This is a genomic window from Paenibacillus sp. GCM10027629, assembly GCF_042676425.1.
Lineage (GTDB): Bacteria > Bacillota > Bacilli > Paenibacillales > Paenibacillaceae > Paenibacillus_K > Paenibacillus_K terrigena.
The window spans coordinates 660,890-682,049 of record NZ_JBHTGZ010000009.1; the positions used below are offsets into that span (position 1 = coordinate 660,890).

At 41.5% G+C, this 21,160-nt stretch carries 25 protein-coding genes; all 25 read left to right on the forward strand.

What is annotated here, in order from left to right; all coding sequences use genetic code 11:
• The first annotated feature begins 103 nt into the window (after positions 1–103).
• On the forward strand, positions 104–652 hold the full coding sequence (locus ACFQZR_RS12495) for a DUF4367 domain-containing protein (protein ID WP_379346239.1): 549 nt from the start codon (positions 104–106) through the stop codon (positions 650–652).
• 775 nt (positions 653–1,427) lie between these two features.
• Positions 1,428–2,360, forward strand: a complete 933-nt coding sequence (locus tag ACFQZR_RS12500; RefSeq protein WP_379346241.1) for an aldo/keto reductase — start codon at positions 1,428–1,430, stop codon at positions 2,358–2,360.
• A gap of 111 nt (positions 2,361–2,471) precedes the next feature.
• A complete protein-coding gene (locus ACFQZR_RS12505; RefSeq protein ID WP_379346243.1) occupies positions 2,472–2,843 on the forward strand; it encodes an ester cyclase in 372 nt (123 codons plus the stop codon).
• Between the two features lie 207 nt (positions 2,844–3,050).
• Entirely contained in the window at positions 3,051–3,626 is a 576-nt protein-coding gene (locus ACFQZR_RS12510) for a dihydrofolate reductase family protein (RefSeq protein ID WP_379346245.1), read from the forward strand.
• A gap of 790 nt (positions 3,627–4,416) precedes the next feature.
• Positions 4,417–5,340 carry an ABC transporter ATP-binding protein gene (locus tag ACFQZR_RS12515; protein WP_314592222.1) on the forward strand — a complete coding sequence of 308 codons (924 nt, stop codon included), beginning with the start codon at positions 4,417–4,419 and terminating at the stop codon, positions 5,338–5,340.
• Complete coding sequence (locus ACFQZR_RS12520) at positions 5,337–6,110, forward strand: ABC transporter permease (RefSeq protein WP_379346247.1); 774 nt, start codon at positions 5,337–5,339, stop codon at positions 6,108–6,110. Before ACFQZR_RS12515 ends, ACFQZR_RS12520 begins: the two co-directional genes overlap by 4 nt.
• A gap of 13 nt (positions 6,111–6,123) precedes the next feature.
• Positions 6,124–6,897 carry an ABC transporter permease gene (locus tag ACFQZR_RS12525; protein WP_379346249.1) on the forward strand — a complete coding sequence of 258 codons (774 nt, stop codon included), beginning with the start codon at positions 6,124–6,126 and terminating at the stop codon, positions 6,895–6,897.
• Positions 6,898–6,910: 13 nt separating this feature from the next.
• Positions 6,911–7,612 (forward strand): response regulator transcription factor, encoded by a 702-nt coding sequence (locus ACFQZR_RS12530; RefSeq protein WP_379346251.1) that lies wholly within the window; start codon positions 6,911–6,913, stop codon positions 7,610–7,612.
• Positions 7,609–8,679, forward strand: coding sequence for a sensor histidine kinase (locus tag ACFQZR_RS12535; RefSeq protein ID WP_379346253.1), 1,071 nt, complete (start codon positions 7,609–7,611; stop codon positions 8,677–8,679). Before ACFQZR_RS12530 ends, ACFQZR_RS12535 begins: the two co-directional genes overlap by 4 nt.
• A 23-nt stretch (positions 8,680–8,702) precedes the next feature.
• Complete coding sequence (lspA, locus tag ACFQZR_RS12540; RefSeq protein WP_379346255.1) at positions 8,703–9,179, forward strand: signal peptidase II; 477 nt, start codon at positions 8,703–8,705, stop codon at positions 9,177–9,179.
• 115 nt (positions 9,180–9,294) lie between these two features.
• On the forward strand, positions 9,295–9,531 hold the full coding sequence (locus ACFQZR_RS12545) for a hypothetical protein (RefSeq protein WP_379346257.1): 237 nt from the start codon (positions 9,295–9,297) through the stop codon (positions 9,529–9,531).
• Positions 9,532–9,841: 310 nt separating this feature from the next.
• Positions 9,842–10,480 (forward strand): hypothetical protein, encoded by a 639-nt coding sequence (locus ACFQZR_RS12550; RefSeq protein ID WP_379346259.1) that lies wholly within the window; start codon positions 9,842–9,844, stop codon positions 10,478–10,480.
• 128 nt (positions 10,481–10,608) lie between these two features.
• Positions 10,609–10,737 (forward strand): hypothetical protein, encoded by a 129-nt coding sequence (locus tag ACFQZR_RS12555; protein WP_379346261.1) that lies wholly within the window; start codon positions 10,609–10,611, stop codon positions 10,735–10,737.
• A gap of 136 nt (positions 10,738–10,873) precedes the next feature.
• Positions 10,874–12,493, forward strand: coding sequence for a S8 family serine peptidase (locus ACFQZR_RS12560; protein WP_379346263.1), 1,620 nt, complete (start codon positions 10,874–10,876; stop codon positions 12,491–12,493).
• Positions 12,494–12,576: 83 nt separating this feature from the next.
• Positions 12,577–13,242 carry a hypothetical protein gene (locus tag ACFQZR_RS12565; protein WP_379346265.1) on the forward strand — a complete coding sequence of 222 codons (666 nt, stop codon included), beginning with the start codon at positions 12,577–12,579 and terminating at the stop codon, positions 13,240–13,242.
• Between the two features lie 324 nt (positions 13,243–13,566).
• On the forward strand, positions 13,567–14,001 hold the full coding sequence (locus ACFQZR_RS12570) for a MarR family winged helix-turn-helix transcriptional regulator (protein ID WP_379346267.1): 435 nt from the start codon (positions 13,567–13,569) through the stop codon (positions 13,999–14,001).
• A gap of 51 nt (positions 14,002–14,052) precedes the next feature.
• Entirely contained in the window at positions 14,053–14,895 is an 843-nt protein-coding gene (locus ACFQZR_RS12575; protein WP_379346269.1) for an NAD(P)H-binding protein, read from the forward strand.
• Positions 14,892–15,380, forward strand: a complete 489-nt coding sequence (locus tag ACFQZR_RS12580; protein WP_379346271.1) for an anthrone oxygenase family protein — start codon at positions 14,892–14,894, stop codon at positions 15,378–15,380. Before ACFQZR_RS12575 ends, ACFQZR_RS12580 begins: the two co-directional genes overlap by 4 nt.
• Positions 15,381–16,377: 997 nt before the next feature.
• A complete protein-coding gene (locus ACFQZR_RS12585) occupies positions 16,378–17,166 on the forward strand; it encodes a class I SAM-dependent methyltransferase (protein WP_379346273.1) in 789 nt (262 codons plus the stop codon).
• 328 nt (positions 17,167–17,494) lie between these two features.
• The gene (locus ACFQZR_RS12590; protein ID WP_379346275.1) at positions 17,495–18,034 is read left to right on the forward strand and encodes a manganese efflux pump MntP; all 540 of its coding nucleotides are present in this window, start codon (positions 17,495–17,497) and stop codon (positions 18,032–18,034) included.
• 136 nt (positions 18,035–18,170) lie between these two features.
• Positions 18,171–18,560 carry a hypothetical protein gene (locus ACFQZR_RS12595; RefSeq protein WP_379346277.1) on the forward strand — a complete coding sequence of 130 codons (390 nt, stop codon included), beginning with the start codon at positions 18,171–18,173 and terminating at the stop codon, positions 18,558–18,560.
• Positions 18,561–18,740: 180 nt separating this feature from the next.
• Entirely contained in the window at positions 18,741–19,094 is a 354-nt protein-coding gene (locus ACFQZR_RS12600; RefSeq protein ID WP_379346279.1) for a hypothetical protein, read from the forward strand.
• Positions 19,095–19,276: 182 nt separating this feature from the next.
• Positions 19,277–19,876: a hypothetical protein gene (locus ACFQZR_RS12605; protein WP_379346281.1), complete on the forward strand. Its 600-nt coding sequence runs from the start codon at positions 19,277–19,279 to the stop codon at positions 19,874–19,876.
• Between the two features lie 242 nt (positions 19,877–20,118).
• Entirely contained in the window at positions 20,119–20,283 is a 165-nt protein-coding gene (locus ACFQZR_RS12610) for a hypothetical protein (protein ID WP_379346283.1), read from the forward strand.
• Positions 20,284–20,551: 268 nt separating this feature from the next.
• The coding region (locus tag ACFQZR_RS12615) for a helix-turn-helix domain-containing protein (RefSeq protein ID WP_379346285.1) at positions 20,552–21,160 on the forward strand (609 nt) is incomplete at its 3' end.

Consider the following 21,160-nt stretch of genomic DNA (forward strand, 5'->3'; position numbering starts at 1 on the left):
ATACGCGGCTGCCGGCATGGATCGGCAACTGCGTTGCGCTAACGGGCAGGTTAGTTGAAATAATATAGGTCATAATACTACCAAAAATTTGGAGGTGTTATCCTTGAATAAACGGACTTTTTCATTTGTATTTATTTTTTCGATATTCATTGGATTAAATTATGCAGCTAGTCCTTTAGCGGCTTCATCAAACATTGGAGTAGAAGATAAGCTGAAGAATGCTACGGATTTCAAATTACTTACCCCTTATTATTCTCCATCGAGTTTTAAGTTGGAAATTAAAGAACCTTTCCCTCTTGTTCTTGGTCGATCAATTTCGAAAGTTAGACTTCATTATTTCGATAAATTAGGAAAAACCTACATGTTTGGAATAGAAGAACATAAGGCGGATGGTTATAATGTCAGGCGAGTTGAGACCATAATCGATGTTCATAACCAAACTAGTACAGAAAAAACTATTGTTGAGGAATTTAAATTTGATGTAAGAGGGGAGAAGATCAACATAAACGGAATCGAAGCGCGATTTGTACCATGGGCTAATCACAAACCTGGTGGATATCTCCGTTGGGTACAAGATGGTACTTTTATAGAAATTGACAGTGGAGTTTTGACTAAGGAGATGATGGTCGAGCTGGCAAAGTCGATGAAGTGAGTAAGTGATTGAACTAACGGGACACATTAGTGGGGCAGCTCCCGCTGCAACTGCTTACGATAGCTTAATAAACAATGTAGCAGCTTGTCACAACGATTGAAGTAACGGGTAAGTCCCGAGACTTTTCCGCTCAAGATGAATCGGAAATTGAATTGTTTCTGATAGCTCGTCGCTTTTGGGTAATGGGTCTTGAAGTCACATATTACCACTTAGTATTTTAGCAGGGAAAAACAACTCATATCAAAACAACGAAACCGTTCCCTTAAAAGAGGAACGGTTTTTCATCATTATAGGCACTTAGTTTTTTAAGAAGGGAAAAACAGCTTATATAATGTGACATATATATAATAATTGTCGGATGACAAGAACAATGTACGATAAATAGCCGCGGAAATCATCATTTCCCGCACTTGGAGATTACTTATTTTTATATTCCTCTTGCAACTAACGTAGCGTAATGTCTTATAGTAAAAGCACTTGAGATAAAACATAAAAAATAAAGCAAAAGATCTGATGTATGGCGAACACGTTTGGGAGATGGTGCAGCAGAACAGAACTTTTACGTTGGATGACTTTATACGATTATTAGAATTGACGAAAAAGAGAAATGAGAAATATTTTATCAGCTGGGAATACAGCCTAGATTATTAAGAAATATCTAAGATCAACGAATTGTCTTTACTTACACGTTGGATATGGATCAAGTGCGTTTCTCAGCTTCTTTTTTTTGAATAAAAGTGACTAAACGATTAAAAATGAGAGGAAGTTGAAGAGAATGACGAAACAAACACGAATTGGTAAAACAGATTTAGTTGTCAATCCAATCGGACTTGGAACAAGTGCTGTAGGTGGGCACAATATTTTTCCTAATTTAAATGAAGAAGTAGGAAAAGATTGTCTATGGGCTGCGATCAACCATGGAGTGAATTTTTTTGATACAGCGTTTTTTTATGGAACAGGACGTTCAGAGGAGCTAGTAGGTGAAGCGATAAAAGAAGCAGGGAAACGTCATGAATACATCCTTGCAACAAAAGGCGGCCTTACACTTGCCGGCAATGATATTGCCATGGATAATTCACCTGCTTTTTTGAAACAAGCCGTTGAAGGTAGTTTGAAAAGGCTGCAAACAGATTACATAGATTTATTTTATATTCATGTTCCAGATCAGGATACACCAAAAGATGAGGCGGTTGGAGTCTTAAAACAGCTGAAGGACGAAGGTAAAATTAGAGCAATTGGCGTTTCCAACTTCTCACTTGAACAATTAAAAGAAGCAAATAAGGATGGTTATGTCGATGTATTACAGGGAAACTACAATTTGCTGCAGCGTGAAGCGGAACAAGAATTCTTTCCATATACGACAGAGAATAATATCTCGTTTATTCCATACTTTCCACTAGCATCAGGCTTACTGGCCGGTAAATACAATAAAGATATGACATTCAATGATCTACGCAAAGATATGCCTCTATTCCAGGGCGATGTATTTAAAAAAAATCTAGAAAAGATAGAGCAGCTCCGTAAAATTGCGAATGAAAAAAATGCCGAAGTTGCTCATGTAGTCCTGGCTTGGTATTTAAGACATGATTCAATTGGTATTGTCATTCCCGGAGCAAAAAGAGCAGAGCAAGTGCTGGATAATTTAAAAACATTAGACATCCACCTGACAGAAGAAGAAATCAACGAAATTGATCGTATTTTTAATTAGGTTCTCTGTGGCGAACACATTCATGTCGATCCCGAAACTGCTTGGGTCACCGGAAAATTGTACGTTAAGGGTCTTGCCGGTGCCCGGTTTAGAGAAACGGAGAGGATTTCATTGACGAGAGAAGAAACGGAACAAATCATTCATCGAATGTACGAAGCGTTCAATAGCAGAGATATAAACTCAGTAGATTGTATTTTTACAAAAGGATTTTATAGTCATTCCTTACAAGCTGGACTTGAAGCCGTTAAAATAGCATGGGCTTCGATGTTCGAACGATTTCCGGATATCCGAGTGGTTGTTGAAGACCTGCTTGTTGATGACGATAAAGCCGCAAGCCGCACAAGTATACGGGGAATCACCGCAGCAGATTCTGAAAAACAGCCGATGATTCTTGAACTTATTCGCGTGGAAAACCAACGGATTGCCGAAGTGTGGGGGCTTACAAATTTGGGGGAGTTCGCCAGGGCAAAGCGTAAGGACTAAATTAACGGTTACAATAATACCGCAGACTACATTTCGCTAACGGGACACTATAGCTTAATATCTAAAATGCGGCTGCCGGTATAGATCGGTAGCCGCGTTTCGCTAACGGGCAGGTTAAATTAGCAATCCATAATAAACAGCCTGTACTAAAATGTTGTAAAGTGTAGTTAATGGTAAGCATACCACATGAACAAAGGAGAATTGACAATGAGAAAACTTGTTTTATTTTTGCATTCATCGCTTGACGGGTTTGTAGAAGGGCCAAACGGCGAAATGGACATTGGCTGGGTTTCCTACGATGCTGATTTGGAGAAACACGCGAAAGAAATTCTGAGTACTGCCGACACTGTCATTTGGGGACGTGGGACTTATCAGATGATGCATAGTTACTGGCCATCCGTGCCTTCGAACCCATCAGCTTCGCAGCATGAACTGGATCATGCCGAGTGGATCGATAAAACAAATAAAATCGTTTTTTCCACAACGCTGGAGAAAGTCGAGTGGAACAATTCCAGACTGGTGAAAAATAATGTAAAAGAAGAGATCAAGAACCTCAAACAGCAGCCAGGCAGAGATATGGTCATCCTCGGCAGTCCTAGGTTCGCGCACTACCTTATGGAGCTTGATTTAATTGATGAATATAAGATCACGGTTTCTCCTGTCCTGATCGGCAGCGGGTTGCCGTTATTCCAAGGCTTCAAAGAGAAGATCAATCTTAAACTTATCGAAAACAAAACTTTTGATTCTGGGGCCATTGGTCTCGTTTACCAGGCGGTTAGATGACAAAGTTGTATTCGGTCGGGCCAGGACTGTGCACATTAGCAATCCATATGAAACCGGGCATGCTGTTAGATGATAAATTGTAGACATAAAGGAGTCTGCATATGGGACGTGTAATCCTGTAACAGATTTAGTGGCAATGTTTGTGGTTTTTTACCTAATCGGTAGCATCTTTAATAGTCTTGATTAGGTCTAATAATATCGGTAATTACTTATCACTTTGTTACAAAACCTTTGGTGAAGATGGCTTTTAAAATTTAATAATAGACTAAGAAATATTTTTTGAAAATGAATTATTTGAAATGAAATTTCCTTGGGAATGGATCCAAGTTGCGTTTGAACAGGTGTTTACTGAAGAAGTGGAAGTCGAATAATGGCTTCCCGTATGTCGCTCTAGTCTATTATCTAACCAAGTTTGAACTTGAATTTTTATAGCGGTACTTAGGCTAAAAAGGGGAGCTTCAAGGTCATTATTCAATGACTGTTGAGATATCCCTTTTTTGCTGTGCAATGACGAAATGCATTCGTCCCAGATATGAAATGAGCAGGATCGTCAAGAAACCAAGAATTTTCTTGCAAGGTAACATATTTCATTCCTAGTGCATGAACTGGACGAACTGCACCAGTGCAAGTTATCTAAACGTACTACCAACGACGGTAAATCTGAAATACACTTTATCGAATTTTAATCATTTCAGTATCAAACTTTTATTTTTATAAAGGTAGCTTTTAATTTTCAGTGGTTAAGATGAAAGGCAAGGTTATCATCGAAGGATATTCGGGGGGAAAGCTTATGGGAAACAAGATACTGCTGGAAGTACGGGGATTGACGAAAACCTTCGGTTCCAGGACCGTCGTGGATCGTCTGAATCTTCGAATTGAGGAAGGGGATATATACGGGTTCCTCGGCACGAACGGTTCTGGAAAAACAACGACGATCCGCATGATAACGGGTCTCGTCCATCCCGATGCCGGCGAGGTTAGGATTGGCGGGTTTCATCTGAAATCGCAGTTTAAGGCTGCTATCTCTCTTGTAGGCGCCATTGTTGAGAATCCGGCTTTTTACACGTATCTTTCCGCATATGATAATCTCAAGTTGACGGCGAACCTTTTGCCGGGGGTAACCCGAAAGCGGATCGATGAAGTGCTTGAAATCGCTGGACTGTCCGATCGGGCTAAAGACAAGGTTGGTACTTACTCGCTTGGCATGAAGCAGCGGCTTGGCATTGCGGGTGCGCTTCTGAACCGTCCGAAGCTGATCATTCTGGACGAACCTACGAACGGACTGGATCCGCAAGGAATGAAGGGGATCAAGGAGTTGATCGCGCAGCTCGCGGCGGAGCAAGGGATCTCTTTTCTGATTTCAAGCCATCTGCTTCATGAAGTCGAACAAATATGCACCAAGGCAGGGGTTATCAGGAAAGGGAAGCTGATTGCGGAGGGTGAGGTCAGGCAGCTGCTTGCTTCGGGAGAGGAAACCGTAGAGATCGTCACTTCGGAACCGGACAAGGCGGAGCAGCTTCTAAGATCAGCATCCGAGGTCATTTCCGTTTCGCGCTCCCAAGACCAACTCATCGTCCGAACGAACGGCGATTGCTCATTCAAGCTGAATCAACTGCTCATGACGAGCGGCGTTCACATTCGAACCATTAGCCGCAGGCCTCGGACGCTTGAGCAATTCTTTTTCGACATAACGGAAGGAGATGGCGAGCCGTGATCAGGCTGATCCAAAACGAGTTTTACAAAACATTCAGATTAAAAAAACTTTATATTTTCATGGCTATCCTGGCCATTCATGCTTGGTTAACCGTTCATTTCTATAACGCAGGCGGGGAATGGAAGTCGGTGATTCTGATGCCTAACGGTCAGTCTCTCCCGCTGACGCTCCTGAACAGCATGGCTCAATTTATGACCGTATTTATTCCCATCTATGTTGCCGACCTGATAACAGGCGAAGTAAAAACCGGCACGTTAAAAATGTCGTTACTGCGTCCAGTCCGGCGAATCGAATGGCTCAATGCCAAAATCGTCTCCTTATTCGTATTCATGACGGTACTGCTTGTTTTCTCCATCGCAGCGGAATACGCGATCGGAACGCTCGCTTTCGGTTGGGGCGAACAAACACTCTATGCCGGATCGCTGTATACGCAGACAGAAGGTGTGTGGTTGACGCTTCGCCTGTCCTTCTCCATGCTCCTGCCGTATATGGCTTGCGGAATGATTGTGATGTTCATTGCCGTATCCGCGACGAACATAAGCACATCGATCGGGTTATCCATCGGCGTGTTGACCGCCACGCAATACTTGAATGCTTTCGAGCAGCTCAAACTTTATTCCATTGTGAACCAAATGTATTTTTTTCATGAATATGTTTATCAGATAAACGGGGAGGCCGCGGCTCAAAACATCGCGGTGATTGCCGGATATATCGCCGTTTTCTATCTCGTCAGCGCAATCATCATAAAGAGAAAAGATTTCATCCTGTAAGGGGGTACGCTCCTTGAGCAAGCTTATCCAATGCGAACTCTTCAAAGTGTTCAGGCAGAAAAAGCTGTATTTGTTCATGCTTATTCTGACCGCTGTGGAAATATCGGCTGTTTTTCAAATATATTGGGAAGCAGCAGGTTTCACTGGCTTCGGGCCGAATGGTCAGTCGTTTCCATTGATCGTACTCCATAACAGCACATTTTTTATCCCTATTTTGATCGCGATCCTGGCGGCCGATTCCATTGCGGAGGAATACCGGAGCGGCAACCTAAAAAAGGCGCTTCTTTGCCCGGTAAGCAGGATGGATCTGCTTCATGCCAAAATCGTGTCTATGTTCACCGTTGTGGCGGTTCTGCTTATTTTTCTGGTTCTTTCCTCTTATCTTATCGGGACTCTGGCTTTTGGGTGGGGGGAACGAACAGTTGTCGACGAAATTGTTTATACATTTAGCGAAGGGGTCCGGCTTGTGGCCAAAATCGTTCTGCTATCTGTGCCGCCTAATCTGGCGTTCGGCATGATCGTTATTTTTGTAGCCTTGCTGACCACAAATCCAGGCGGTTCCATCGGAGCAGCTCTCGTGCTTTTAGCTGTTTCTCCGCTTGTCGAGGGAATCCCGCAGGTTAGAGATTTTTTTATCGGTTATCAAATGCGGGTCATTCCCTTTCTTCCTTTACACGATATGGCTGCGATAGACTTGTGGGGCGGTTTGGCCGTCATCATCGTCTATTTTGGTGTTCTATACGCGGGTAGTGTTATGATGATAAGGAAGAAAGATATTTTGATTTAAATGGGGTGAACCTGTGTCGTTTGACAGAATCTTGATCGTGGAAGATGAGGAAGAAATCGCCGAATTGTTAAAAGACTACCTGGTGGAAGAACATTTTGAGGTCATCATCGCAAGCGATGGACGAGAGGCGATACACCTATACAGAGAATACCGGCCGCAATTGATGATTTTGGATATCATGCTGCCCAAGCTTGACGGAATGGAAGTATGTCGCACGATCCGATCGGAATCGTCAATACCGATCATCATGCTTAGCGCCAAGAAAAGCGACGTGGATAAAATTATCGGACTAGGGATCGGTGCAGACGATTATGTCGTTAAGCCTTTTAGTCCAGGCGAGATTATCGCAAGGGTCAAGGCGCAGCTCAGAAGGGCCAATCAGCTTTTGTCTCCTGTGGGGACATCGGAAATCGTCCGATATCAAGATCTGGAGCTTAATATTAAGGCTTATGAAGTGACGGTCCGGAATCAACCTGTCCCATTCTCGGCTAAGGAGTTCGAGGTGCTTCGTTTTTTTGCCCTTCATCCGAATCAGGTACTGACTCGCGTACAAATTTTTCAGCATGTATGGGGGCTCGACGAACGCGGGGACTTGAATACCGTAACCGTTCATATTAAGAAAATCCGGGAAAAAATCGAAGTCGACCCCGCCAATCCGACGATGATCAAAACGGTGTGGGGAGTCGGCTACAAGCTTGACGGTGGTCCGCGATGAAGCTCGGAATTCGCTTCAAGCTGATCGCAACGCTGACCGTGATCATCATCGTTCCTGCTGTTTTGATGAGCATTTCCGGAGTCCGAGAAAAGCATACGGATCCAATCGAAGGGGCTATTGGAATAAACTACATGTTCCTGATCGGTATTCTGGCGGTGGCGTTTGTTTTATGCGCTTATCTATTAGCACGGGTCATCACAAGACGTATCCTCCTGCCGCTTAAGGAATTGAATGCTGCCGCGGAACAGATTATGAATGGCAATTTGGATGTTGAAATTCGAAATCGATACAATGACGAGATGGGCCGTTTCAGTTCCGCTTTCGATGTCATGCGAGCCAGGTTAAAGGAATCTTTGGATCGGCAAGCTGCTTACGAACGGTCCCGCAATGAGCTGATCGCGAATATTTCCCACGATTTACGGACACCGATTACATCCATTCGCGGATACGTCGAAGGTTTGCAGGACGGCATAGCCCGGGATGAGCAGAAGGTCACCCGATATCTTGCGGTTATCAAAAACAAAACCGATCTACTTGACCGCTTGATTGAAGATCTGTTTCAATTCTCGCAATTAGAGTCAGGACAACTGGTGATGGACATTCGGGAACAAGACAGCCGAGAGTTCCTCGAAGCGATGATAGCACCATTCGAAATGGAGTTTCATGATGCTGCGGTTGTATTGACTGTCGAACGGCCCTTTCCCTCCAGACCTATTCAAGTCGATAGCGATCGCATGGCGCAGGTGTTTGAAAATATCATCGAAAATGCAAAAAAATATGCCGGAAATCCCGCTGAAATGACAATTTCGACTCGAGACGAAGCGGACTGGATTCGGATTGTGATCAGAGACAATGGGATTGGAATCTCCGAAGAGGATACTCCATACTTGTTCGAACGCTTTTATCGAGGAGAAAAATCGCGTTCCCGTGCGTTCGGGGGAGCCGGATTGGGTCTTGCTATATGCAAACGAATCGTAGAAGAGCATGGAGGTCATATTGGGGTGCAGAGCAAACCGGGGGCAGGTGCCGAGTTTTACTTGACATTGCCGGTTGTCAAAGAGGATTGAAGAACGGGAGAGGAGTTCACATCGTGTTACGTTACTACTTTATAGCCTTGTGCGTGATTATTGCGGACCATGCGGCAAAATGGCTTGTGTCGACTTATATGAAAATCGGACAAGAAATCCCCTTAATACCTGGAGTTCTTGGGCTTACATCCATCCGAAACAGAGGGGCTGCTTTTGGCATTTTGCAAGGACAAATCACATTTTTTATTATCGCGACGACCGTTGTCCTTATCGGAATTATGCTCTATTTACCCAGAGCGCATCGTGAAAAAACGATCTTGCCTTATGGCTTAGCCCTTATATTGGGCGGAGCGCTGGGCAATTTTATTGACCGTGTTTTTAAAGGGGAAGTTGTGGACATGATTCAAGTTCATTTTTTCCACTTCCCCGTTTTTAATGTAGCTGATTCCTTCTTATGCATTGGTGTCCTTATTGTATTGATTCATTCTTTGAAAGAGCCACGTAATAAGGATGAAGAGTTGAAGGAAGTGGTTAAATAAAAGTTAACGCCAATTGGCTTGTACGCCTCGATAATTAAGTGACCATCATTACGCTAACGGGACACGATAGCTCGATTGTGAAATACTATGTGTAACAAGGATTATATTCTGAGCTATGGTAATTGAAATTGATGGATTTTATTGCCGAGTTCTAATTACAGGAAAAAAATGTTCAAAGCAGGAGTTAAAACAAAAGTATATTCAAGCAAAAAAGCTTGCATTACACATTAGAGATGTTCCAGAGATATTTTGTCGACTCCATAATTTTGAGCAGTTACGTTACGAAGGTGATATTCAGGTTGATATTGTAATTGATACAGATACAGATAAGATTTACGAACCAAATTATTGAGCTTACGGGACACGATAGTTGAATAGCCAGGGAGCAGATTACTGCAGTAGCTGCTCCCTGTTTTCATTGAAGTAACGGACAGCATAGGATAATGAATTATTCATGAATATTGAGGTGTTTATAAACGTTACTGCCTAGGTCTCTCAAAAAATGGAGAGACTTTTTTGTCTTACAAGTATTTCCACACATGTGTATCGATGTTAAAACCTAAGCATATTGAAGGTCATAAAATCCATTTATGTTAAAACTTCCCTATAAGCGGTTGTTCTATTATAATAGGGCTAGTGCGAAGAGAGGTGGAATGGCGATTATGAACAATAACCTGGAAACCCCGTATTTAGAAGAGAAATTGTTAGAAGCCAAGACCCACTTTAATCGGGCGCTTGCGCTGGGATGGTCGGCGGGGCTGCTGGCGGTGTACGGTGCGGTGCGGCTGGTGCCGGGCTCGCGCGAGATGGGGATCGGGTGGACGGTGGGGCACCTGGCGCTGTTCGCCGGGCTGGTGCTGATGGGCGTCGGCTTGGTGGAGCTGTGGCGGCTGGGCGGCTGGGACACGGCGTGGGGCCGGGTGTGGCTGGCGGTAGGCTGCGCCGGTGTCGCGTCGGGTCTGGCGCAGGCCGGGATCGACTTGTACGCGAACGCCGTCTCCGCGGACCTGGAGTCCCGGTCGGCGCTGTTCGAGCGGGTGCAGTCGGTGCCGGGGGTGATGCCGCTGGTGTACACGGTGGTGCCGATGCTGCTGTACGTCGGCCTGATCGCGCTGCTGGTGCGGTTGGCGGTGCGTCGCGCCGCCCCGTGGTGGAGCCCGGTGCTGGTGCTACTGGGCACCCTTGCGATGGGGGCGTCGCTGAACTTCCTGACGGTCGGAGCGGCGCTGTACCTGGTGGCGTTCCTGCCGGTGATAACCGGTAGCCGGAAGCGGCTGCGGGACGTATCGTCCGGGGCATGAGCGAGAAATGGCCGCTGGTGGCGGTGTTGACGGGGGCGGGGATCTCCACGGACACGGGGATCCCCGACTACCGCGGCTCTGGGACGAGGCCGAATCGATTATGCTGGCCAATTGGGAGATTTTGTAGTTTGGTAATAATCGGAGCCGCTCACTGTGCAGGCTTCATTGCTCAACTAACGGGACACTATAGCTTAATTAAAACGCGGCTGCCGGCATGGATCGGCAGCCGCGTTGCGCTAACGGGCAGGATAGTTTAAGGAAGCACTTTATTTATTAAATCACTGTGATATAATTAAATCGTGGGAAAATATGGATGTTTATTTGAGTAGTCCTTGGCATTTAATGCCGGGGACTATTTTGTGTTTGTAAGGATAACTAATAGGAGGAATAAAAATGAATTGGACTTCAATCAGAGATTTTCTTCGCATTCCAAAAAACATTACTGGTAAAGGGGTGAAAATTGCCATTATTGATGGGGGTTTTTATTGTCACCCAGACATTATTTCTAACGACAATAGAAATTCCTTCTTGGTAAAAACACATACAAACAATCCTGTACCAATTAAAATTACAAGTGAAACACAACTGAATAATGGTCTTCACGGATTATGGACAGCTGCTGCTGCTGGAGGAACTGGATTGTTGTCAAATGGAGTATATACTGGGGTTGCTCCTGAAGCAGATATGTACTTAATTGAAACAGGATCGCTAAGGACGGCAGAAGAAGTTGAAAAAAATGTAGGGCGTGCATTAGAGTGGGTGAATCAATATGGAGAAAAATATGGGATAAGGGGGGTTGTTTTAACAGTTGCTGGTCAAAGAGATACGGGACTTCTTCCTTGGCAAGCAGATCCTCTTCGTATTTTATGTGAGGAGTTAGTTCACAAAGGAATATTGGTTGTAGTGGCATCCGGAAACAATAATGAACTTACTAGTAGTTCTGTCATTTCACCTTCCGCTTTATCTGTTGGAGGTGTTGCTATACCTGAAAGTGGAAAAATTGAGATTGCTGCTCCTATTCCAGGTTGTAAGGGTTTTACGTTTGATGGAAAATGGAATCCTGATATTTTGGCTCCAGCAATGAATGTCGTTTTACCGTTCCCATTTAAGTCAGAAGAAGAACGATTAAATCATTATACAGTGATGCACGACAATCTTCCTCCAAATTATACTCGACAATGGGGAACATCTTATGCCGCTCCCATAGTTCTAGGATTGGCAGCATGTTTATTGCAAGTACAACCCAACTTGACAGCTGAACAAGTCAAAATAGCACTAGTTTCTAGCTCCGAGTCGAATGAAGAATGGGTAGAATTTAAGGCTGGGCTTGCATCCTCAAGTGTTCTCACGTTTGATTCTCATCAAATTACTGACGCTGACATTCAGAGTTCTATGTATTTACAGTGGAAACATTGGAGAGAACGTTCTTTAACAGAAAAAATAGAAAAAATCAGCTGTTTTGATCACAATCTTATTGATATTCTTTTATCTTTTTTACCTGAGAAAGTACCTAATGAAGCAGCAAGTATTGTGCAAAAGGTGTTATACCATCCTTCATATAATGTAAGAGCAGCTGCGATTACTGTTCTTTCGACCCAACCATCAATCCTGAGTTCGTTAGATATATCGCATTGTCTTACAGATGAATCCCCTAGTGTTAGAATGGGGGGGATATATGCACTTTCATTATGTCCAAATTTTTGGGAGGAATTAACACCGACAATTTGTACATTGATAAACGATGAAAATACAGATATTCGATATAATGCTTGTAAGTTAGCTTCAACAATAAAAAACAAAAAATTCATTAAGCCTTTGATTGATGGATTAATAGAAGATGCACAAAATAAAAGAATTGGAACTTTTGGGGAAAGGCATTTTGCTTTGGAGATAATAACAGGTACTGAGATACCACGTGAGCCTGAATGGAAAGAGGGAGAAGATCCTTATTCTAATCGAAGCATTAATGCTTTATTAGAAATAGCATCAAAATGGAAATCCTTATTCAACTAACGGGCAGGATAGCGCAACTTAATCATCTCTAAAGCGTCCTAATTTTTAGAATATTTCCCGTCATTGCGATTAGAGGTGATCTGATGAAAGTTTATTATTTGTGCCTGTTATTGATTTTGATGACGGGTTGTTCGCAATCGAGTCCTACTTCTGCTGCGAAACCAACTCCAAGTAGTCATACATCTGAGTCCGAATCGTCTTATCCCGATTTTATTAATGTAGGGGATAAGCATTACATTAACGCTTGGGAACTGACACTGTTGGACGCAACGGGAATCGTAGAGATGGGTCAAGTTGACCGCGGATCTTTAGTAGCTGAGGGAACCCCGGCTTATTCCATCCCTAGCTACCCGGAACATGATGTGGTTGTTGTAAAAGCCGAAAGTAATCATACCGGTTTAGTAGCGAACGTTACCGGTTATCTCGTCTATGTACGCAATGGTGGAGATGGGAAATCTTATTACCCCGACATTGAAGATCAACCCGTAAGACAAATCAAAATCTTTAGAGGGACTGAGCTGCTTCGAGAACTCGAAGGACAAGAGAAAGATTCTTTTTTTCAATTATTTCGACAGCAAGGGCCTCACAATGAATTTCATTTTGATGTTGAGCCTCGATACACGGTTCTGTTGATAGGTGAAAATGTCTTAGGACAGAACTACGGGATTATGGAAAAGGATAGCCAGTTCGGGCTTCCTCATATCGAAAGCAAACTGCCGGATGAGATCGGTCACTATTTTAAAGAGTAGCCGTTATTGAACTAACGGGACACGTTAGTTGAATAACAACAGCGACAGTCTAAGACTTTATTTTTTTAAGTCTTGGTCCGCCGCTGTTTTTTTAATGGAGCAGTCTAATACTTATTCTTCAAAAGTTATCCTTTTTTCAATTCAAAAACTGAGTCAAATCAACGACTCCTGCTAATACTTTATTTTCACCAACATGAAAGGCAGAACAGTTTAAAGCAAGTGATGTAAAAAAAAGGGTTTACATTTACTGGGATATTCCTTATAATTGTATGTGCAAGCAACTTAGCAACTTTTATAACTTCTACCCAGAAAGAAGGCAGAAAAATGCTTGAGATATTTTTCAAAGAATGCCTGTATTTTACCGCGAGTCGTCTTAGCAGGGTCATTACAAAAATGGCGGAAAGGGAATTTGCAACCATAGGATTATCGCCGACTTCTGCATTTTTGCTGATGGCCGTGTATGAAAAAGAAAGCATTTCGCAGAAAGAGATCGCGCAGATTCTTCACCTTCAGCCTTCAACGGTGACTCGATTAATCGAAAAGCTTATTGCTAAAGGCGTGATCGTTAACCGTGTGGAAGGGAGGATGTCGCTAATATCGTCGACAGAAAAAGGCAGAGCATTGGCAGATGAGATTCAACGGTGCTGGACAAATCTTCGCAGCAATTACAATGATATTTTGGGTGAAAAGCAAGGAGATGAATTAACTTTACAGATCTTTGAGGCAAGCGAACAATTGGAGGTTATAGAAAAAGGTTAGGTTCTTCAATAAAAAAAATTGTATGTACAAACAATTATGAGGAGGATGTTTATGAATATTCGTACAGGGGAAAAGTTTTTGGTTCTAGGCGGTACAGGGAAGACAGGACGTCGTGTGGCGGAAAGATTGACTTGTCAAGGATTGCCAGTTCGCATCGGCTCTCGTTCCGGTGAAGTGCCTTTTGATTGGGAGAACCCGTCTACATGGGAAGCGGCTCTGTACGATGTTAGAGCAGTCTATATCACTTACTACCCAGATCTGGCTGTGCCAGGGGCAGCCGATGCAATTGGTTCTTTCGCCAGATTGGCAGTGGAAAACGGGATAAAGCGGCTGGTACTCTTATCAGGCCGAGGTGAGGAAGAAGCTCAGCTTAGTGAGCTGGCACTGCAGAACTCAGGGGCTGAATGGACGATCCTGCGGGCGAGCTGGTTCAGCCAAAACTTCAGTGAGAACTTCTTGCTCGACTTTGTACTGAGCGGTACGGTTGCCTTACCGGTAGGCGATGTGAAGGAGCCGTTTATCGATGCGGATGACATTGCGGATGTCGCCGTTGCGGCACTTTCCGATGATCGTCATATCGGCAAGCTTTACGAGTTGACTGGGCCACGTTTGCTGACCTTCGCGGAAGCAGTTAGGGAGATTGCTAATGCGAGCGGGCAGGATGTTAGGTATGTGCAAATTTCCGCGGATGCGTTTACGTCAGCGCTGACGCAGGAAGGTCTACCGAAAGATGTTATATCACTGCTGAACTATTTATTCATTCAAGTGTTGGACGGTCGTAATGCGCATCTGACGGATGGTGTTCAGGTAGCTCTTGGTCGTGAACCGCTTGATTTTGCTGACTATGCGAAGAAAGTGGCCGCTGCTGGCATCTGGGGAGCCACGCAGAAATGAAAGGTTTTCTAAATTTGTTAACTTTTTCTTCGGCACTGGGGTCCGGATTGATTGCCGGAATATTCTTCGCCTTCTCGGCATTCGTGATGACAGCTCTCTCCCGCATCCCAGCAGCACAAGGGATTAATGCCATGCAATCCATTAATGTCGTCGTGCTCAACTTTTGGTTTAGTTTCGTATTTTTCGGAACAGCTTTAGCAAGTGTTGTACTCGCGATCGTCTCTCTCGCTAGATGGAGTCAGGCAGGATCGAAGGCTCTGTTCATCGGCAGTCTTTTATATCTAATCAGCTTTATGGTGACGGCAGTACTCAATGTGCCATTGAATGATTCGCTTGCCGTCGTTGATCCAGGCAGTACAGCTGGGGCTGACCTCTGGTCGCGTTATGTCGTTAGTTGGACAGTGTGGAATACTGTACGTACGCTTGCATCCTTAGCTGCACTTGCTTCTTTCATCATTGCGCTCATATCGGCAGCTCGCGGTTAAGCGATTTCGAAAACAGGAAAAAATGATAAACGGTTCTTTCGCAAATGAAGCGAATGGTGTTAAAAGAAAATAAACCATTAACAGACTAGGAAAATAAAGTTGTAGAATGAGAAAATATAGTATTTTCTTAGTGCTTAGGCTAGGATAAGGCACCTTTTAAAGCACTACATGCTACCCGCGTATGTTCTTTAATTAATAATTGGAAATAAAATATAATGAAGAGGACGTAGTCCACGCAAAGGCGCGGGAGCGTCCTTTTTTGTTGAACTAACGGGACACGATAGTTCAACGAAAAAAGGAGCAGGATGTCGCGACAGCTGCTCCTTTTTTTATTAAGCTATTGGGCAGGATAGTTTAATCCCTTCGAAAATGTTTTATGATTGATTTACCCCCATAGAAAACAACCATCAGTATAATAAGAACACTTATCATAAATAGTTTTGTCATTTCCATGTTGAATAATAATGAAATAATCCAAGATACCAACCAACCCCACCCAGCCCACCAAGAAGAATATCCTATATAAATAATCGACGGAAAATCTGTTATTTTATAAAGAATTGCACCAACTAATAATAACCCAATAGAAATATATAAGTGCTCCAAATAAATCCCACTTTCATTTTCAATTTTGTTTATTTGAGTAATAATAGATTACTACAAGAAAGGGATAAAAACGATAATGAGCCGCATCGAGTCCACCTAATAATGGAGCTGTTTAAGGTGAATTAATGTGGAGATGGAACCACGTATTAGGGAAAGTTCATTAAGCTAACGGGCAGTTATGCTTAATGTACTAGAAGAGGAAAGATGAGGGAATCTAAGGTTTTGAGAGATAAACAGAGTTATTATTTTCTGAAAATCCTAAATTTAGGCATTATAATGCGAAAGTGTAAATTTACGAAAAATAGCGAACGTGCGTTTTTGAGGTTTGTAAAAAAGGATAATACAATTTACGATAGGTTCATTCGAAACCAACAATTAAGGAGATGTTTAAATGAGCAATATATTATTAAATTCAAGAAAAAACACTCTTGATAATAATGGGCTTTTAGAACAAAATAAAAAGTTTTGGGATAATACTGCTGACAAATGGTTCGGTGTAACTGCACTCCCAGAACTCGGATGCTTAATACCATCCGAAGAAGACTTACATTTGTTTGGTGATGTGTCTGGTAAAAAAGTTCTTGAAATTGGTTGTGGAAGTGGGCATTCTCTTAAATATCATGGTGACCATAATGCATCAGAACTTTGGGGACTTGATATGTCAACTCAGCAAATTGAAAATGCAACCCGTTATTTAAAAGATTGCGGATATGAAGCACATTTATTCAATAGTCCCATGGAAGTGAATCCAGGTTTACCGATGGGTTATTTTGATATTGTTTATTCAATATATGCAATTGGTTGGACTACCGATTTACAAAAAACATTTAATCTAATCGCATCCTATTTTAAAAAAGGTGGTACTTTTATATTTAGCTGGGATCACCCTGTCATGAGATGTATGGAAATTGAAGAAGATAATCTTGTAGTTAAAAGCTCTTATTACGATGAAAATCTTTTTACGTTTGAAAAATACGGCTTTGATGTTTCACTCAGCAAAAGAAAAGTTTCAACGTATATTAACGCTTTATCTAAAGCAGGATTTTTTATTGAGGAAATGATAGAAGAAACTGATAAACAAACTCTTGAAAGTGAGAGTAAAGTTGAACAGATATATCATTCTGCTTTCAATGCGAAAATGTTTCCCTTGTCTTTCGTTTTTAAAGCAAGAAAACTTTAATCGGTAATTAAGCATAATTTGCGGTTATATAAGCCGAAATCTTTATATTATACGCATCAGTGGCTTTAAAAGGATTGCCTGTGGGTTGAGAAAATTGAAGTAAAACTAGCGAGTTAATTTGTAAAAAAGCTAAACTAACGGGACACTATAGCTTAATAAATAACTAAGACACGGCTGCCGACATGGATCGGCAGCCGTGTTACGCTAACGGGCAGGATAGTTTAATAGTAGGTTGCTGTTAAGGAACGATTCAATATATTATTGTAAGGTAATATATGGACAAAGTGAGCCATCGAGGGGGGGGGAAAGGTTGCCTATGTTATTAAAAATGATTTTATTAATTCTATCCCTAGGAATTGATACATTTTTGATTTCAACATCATTAGGTGTCTTAAAAACCAAAGGGAAATTTAAAATTGCCATTGTATTTGCATGTGCAGAGGCTATAATGCCTCTTATCGGTTTTTTGATTGGAAACTGGGCAGGAATACTCGTTGGAAACTGGGCATCCCTTATTGGTGGAGTATTATTACTTGGCGTTGCCGCGTGGCTAATATTTTTTGAAGATGAGGATGAAGAAGGGGAAAAGTTAGAACGAAATCTTGTTGGTTGGACGCTTATCGTGACTGCTGTAAGTATTTCCTTAGATGAATTGGCAGTTGGATTTTCAATAGGACTCATAGAGGTGCCTGTAGCTCTTACTATTCTTCTTATCGCTCTTCAAGCATTTGTTTTTACCTTTCTAGGGCTTACATTTGGTTCAAAATTCAAACGTTTTTTAGGCGAATGGTCCGAAAAGGTTGCTGGTATTGTATTAGGATTTCTGGGGTTCTGGATTATTATCGAAGCAGTACTTAAGTTGGTATAAGCAGACAAAAGTTGATTATGTAGAAAAGACTCAGGAATATGTCATGAAACAAGAAATCGAATTATAAGGTAATAGGCGATTATCTAGATCCAATACGTTACATCTCCCATATGATAGCGCGAGGGAGTGATGTAATTTGGCGAAAACAACACAGCCGGTAACCATTGGAGCGAATAGTATAGCAAAGATTGGTAACCGTTTTTTTCTAATTGTTGAGGTGGAGGCAAAATCACCTGGAGTCGAAATTGATCCGGTATTCGGCGTTCGGACAACTGCAAAACAAGCAGGTAGTCTCATTCGAGCAGGTGTTATGCGTACGATATTTCAAAAAACTCCTCCGAAACCGAGTCGCGGAAAAAAAGTGGAATTGAAGGGTGTATTGTTCGCTAATGGTCGTATTTTTTCAGTTTTTGACGTTGAAAACACGACTGATGTTTCTGTACTAGTAAGAATTAACCGTGAACAAGCAAATAAGCTTATCCGCGGTGGTACTCGCATCATCAAAGTTATAAGGAAACCGTTCTAAAAAGTTATTGTCCTCGGTTTTCGAACTATTCGTTATTGAACTGACGGAGAACGATAGTTTAATACCGTAAGGGCTGCCACTCGGCAGCCCTTTATTCCGCTAACGGGCAGTTTACTTGAAAGGATTTGTTAACTCTTTCGCGAATAAAGCTGTATAAACGGGTTTAAGGGGTAGTGGCGGGTGGCAATAGACAAAGTTATCGGAGCTGTGCTGTACTCTGTGACATTTATTCGAGATTATATTCAATTTGGTTTTCATTGCGAATCAAATGATGCATGTCTAACTGTTTATGCTTCACTATCGGTAACGTTGAACTGTGTGGAGTACAGTTACGAGAATAATGGCTACCGAGATGCCCTGTGCGACTTAATCAACCAAATAGTTAAAGATGTTCACACGGGGGATGATGATTCAATTAAAGTAATTTTTGAAGGAAATGATAAGCTCTCAATTAGTCCTACAGATAAAGAGCGAGAAATACTTGTTGAATATGCGGTGTTTTATTACGGTGATATCTATATAGTTTGGAATTAGATTGATTGGTCATTGAGCTAGCTAACGGGGAACTATAGCTTAATAAATAACTAAGACACGGCTGCCGACATGGATCGGCAGCCGTGTTAAGCTAATGGGCAGGATAACGCAATTGAGCAAATCTTCCAGTTAACAAGCGAGTAAAAAGGCGAAAACATAACTTTATAGTGGGAGTGTGAAATATGAAAAAAATATTATTGGTTTGTATTATGATAATGGTGATGCTAGCATCGGCTTGTGGAAATGTTGAAATGACATCAAATCCAAATACTTCTAGTGAGCCTAAACCTGAAACGGATGAGTCTATTATTCCAAAAAACACATCCGAATATTGTACTGGAGAACGTATAAATTTGGATAGTGAAACAGGAAAATATTTCTATGGAACTTGGAAAGTTGAGAAGCTTTTAGGATTTTCAAATTCATATAATGATGCTTCTGAATATCCAACAGGGCAAAAATTTATTGGAGATGAAATTATAATCAAAAAAGACTTTTTTTCATCAAAAGGACTTAAAAACTATAGCGATTATCAATATGAACTAAAAAACCCATTATATGAGATTACAGCGACATGCTATAACTCTGACTCTTTTTATAGATTATATAAAATAGATACCCCAGACTTAAATATAAATGATGTAGTAAAAGCAATAGATATAAGTGACCCTTCTACAAAACTTAGCATACCTGTAAGTGTAAGTTTTTTTGTTGTTAATAACGATAGGCTTATCTTGTTATCTGAGGCAACTATTTTTGAGTTTAAAAAAATTACTGATTAAATGAATTAAGGTTATGTAATAAGTTCTGTGCTAATAGAATAGAAAATATCCAGGAAGGTAAGGATATCCTATAAGCGATTCTGAAAATGCCTGTGAATATAATTTTTTAAACAATTAAACTATAGTGTATATACTGGATATTTGTGAGTATACATACTGCCTTTACAGTGAGTAAAATCTTGAAATTCATGGTGGTCCATCTATCCATCTATCCGAACTCATAGAAAACTATTATTAATGCATTGAAAAAAGAAATTATCAACGAGACAATACATTGGGAAGATTTTGAAAATGAACTTATTTCAAAATCCAAGGAATTAATTGAAACATTACAAGAGATAAATAAAAATATTCTTAAAGCAAATTGTTTTACTAAGTTAAGAATATTTGCTGCTCTAAAGCGTTGAACTAACGGGATACTATAGCTTATAAATAACTAAAACGCGGCTGCCGGCTTGGATCGGCAGCCGCGTTGTGCTAACGGGCAGTAGAGCGTAGTGGTAACTTAAGTGGGTATTCTTTTGTGAAGAGTTCTTTTGTATTACAATTTAACTAAATAAATTTATATTAACGATAGCTGTAGTCCTGTAACTCAAGCATCACTTGATATACAAAATTGAGAGTGATATATACACTAAAAGTATCATGAACAAAAGGGTGATGACAGTGTTTGATATGTCAAAAGTAGGCAGGAATATTGCAAAGTTAAGGAAAAGAATGGGAATTACCCAGATGGGTCTAGCTGATAAACTTGGAATCAGTTATCAAGCAGTGAGTAATTGGGAACGAGGAGAAACGATGCCTGATATTTCTAAGCTTCCTCTGATCAAAGAAATTTTCGATGTAAGTATCGATGAGATTTTGGACGAAGGCAAAGGGACACAAATACTACAAAATATGCTAGATAATACAACTAAGGATTATTTACAACATAATGAGATATCTTTCGAAGAGATTTCTGAAATTGCACCATTACTCAGAACTGAGCAAGTTGATGAATTTTTTGAGAATGTAAAGAACAGAGTTGAAACAAGCGATCTCCTGTCGATAGCACCATTTATAAGTGAGGATGTAATTGACGAATGTGCAAAGAAAGCCTTTGAAAAAGAAGGTATAGATGCACTGGTGTCGATAGCACCATTTATAAGTGATGATGTAATTGATGAATGTGCAAAAAAGTCCTTTGAAAAAGAAGGTATAGGTGCACTGGTGTCGATAGCACCATTTATAAGTGATGATGTAATTGATGAATGTGCAAAAAAGTCCTTTGAAAAAGAAGGTATA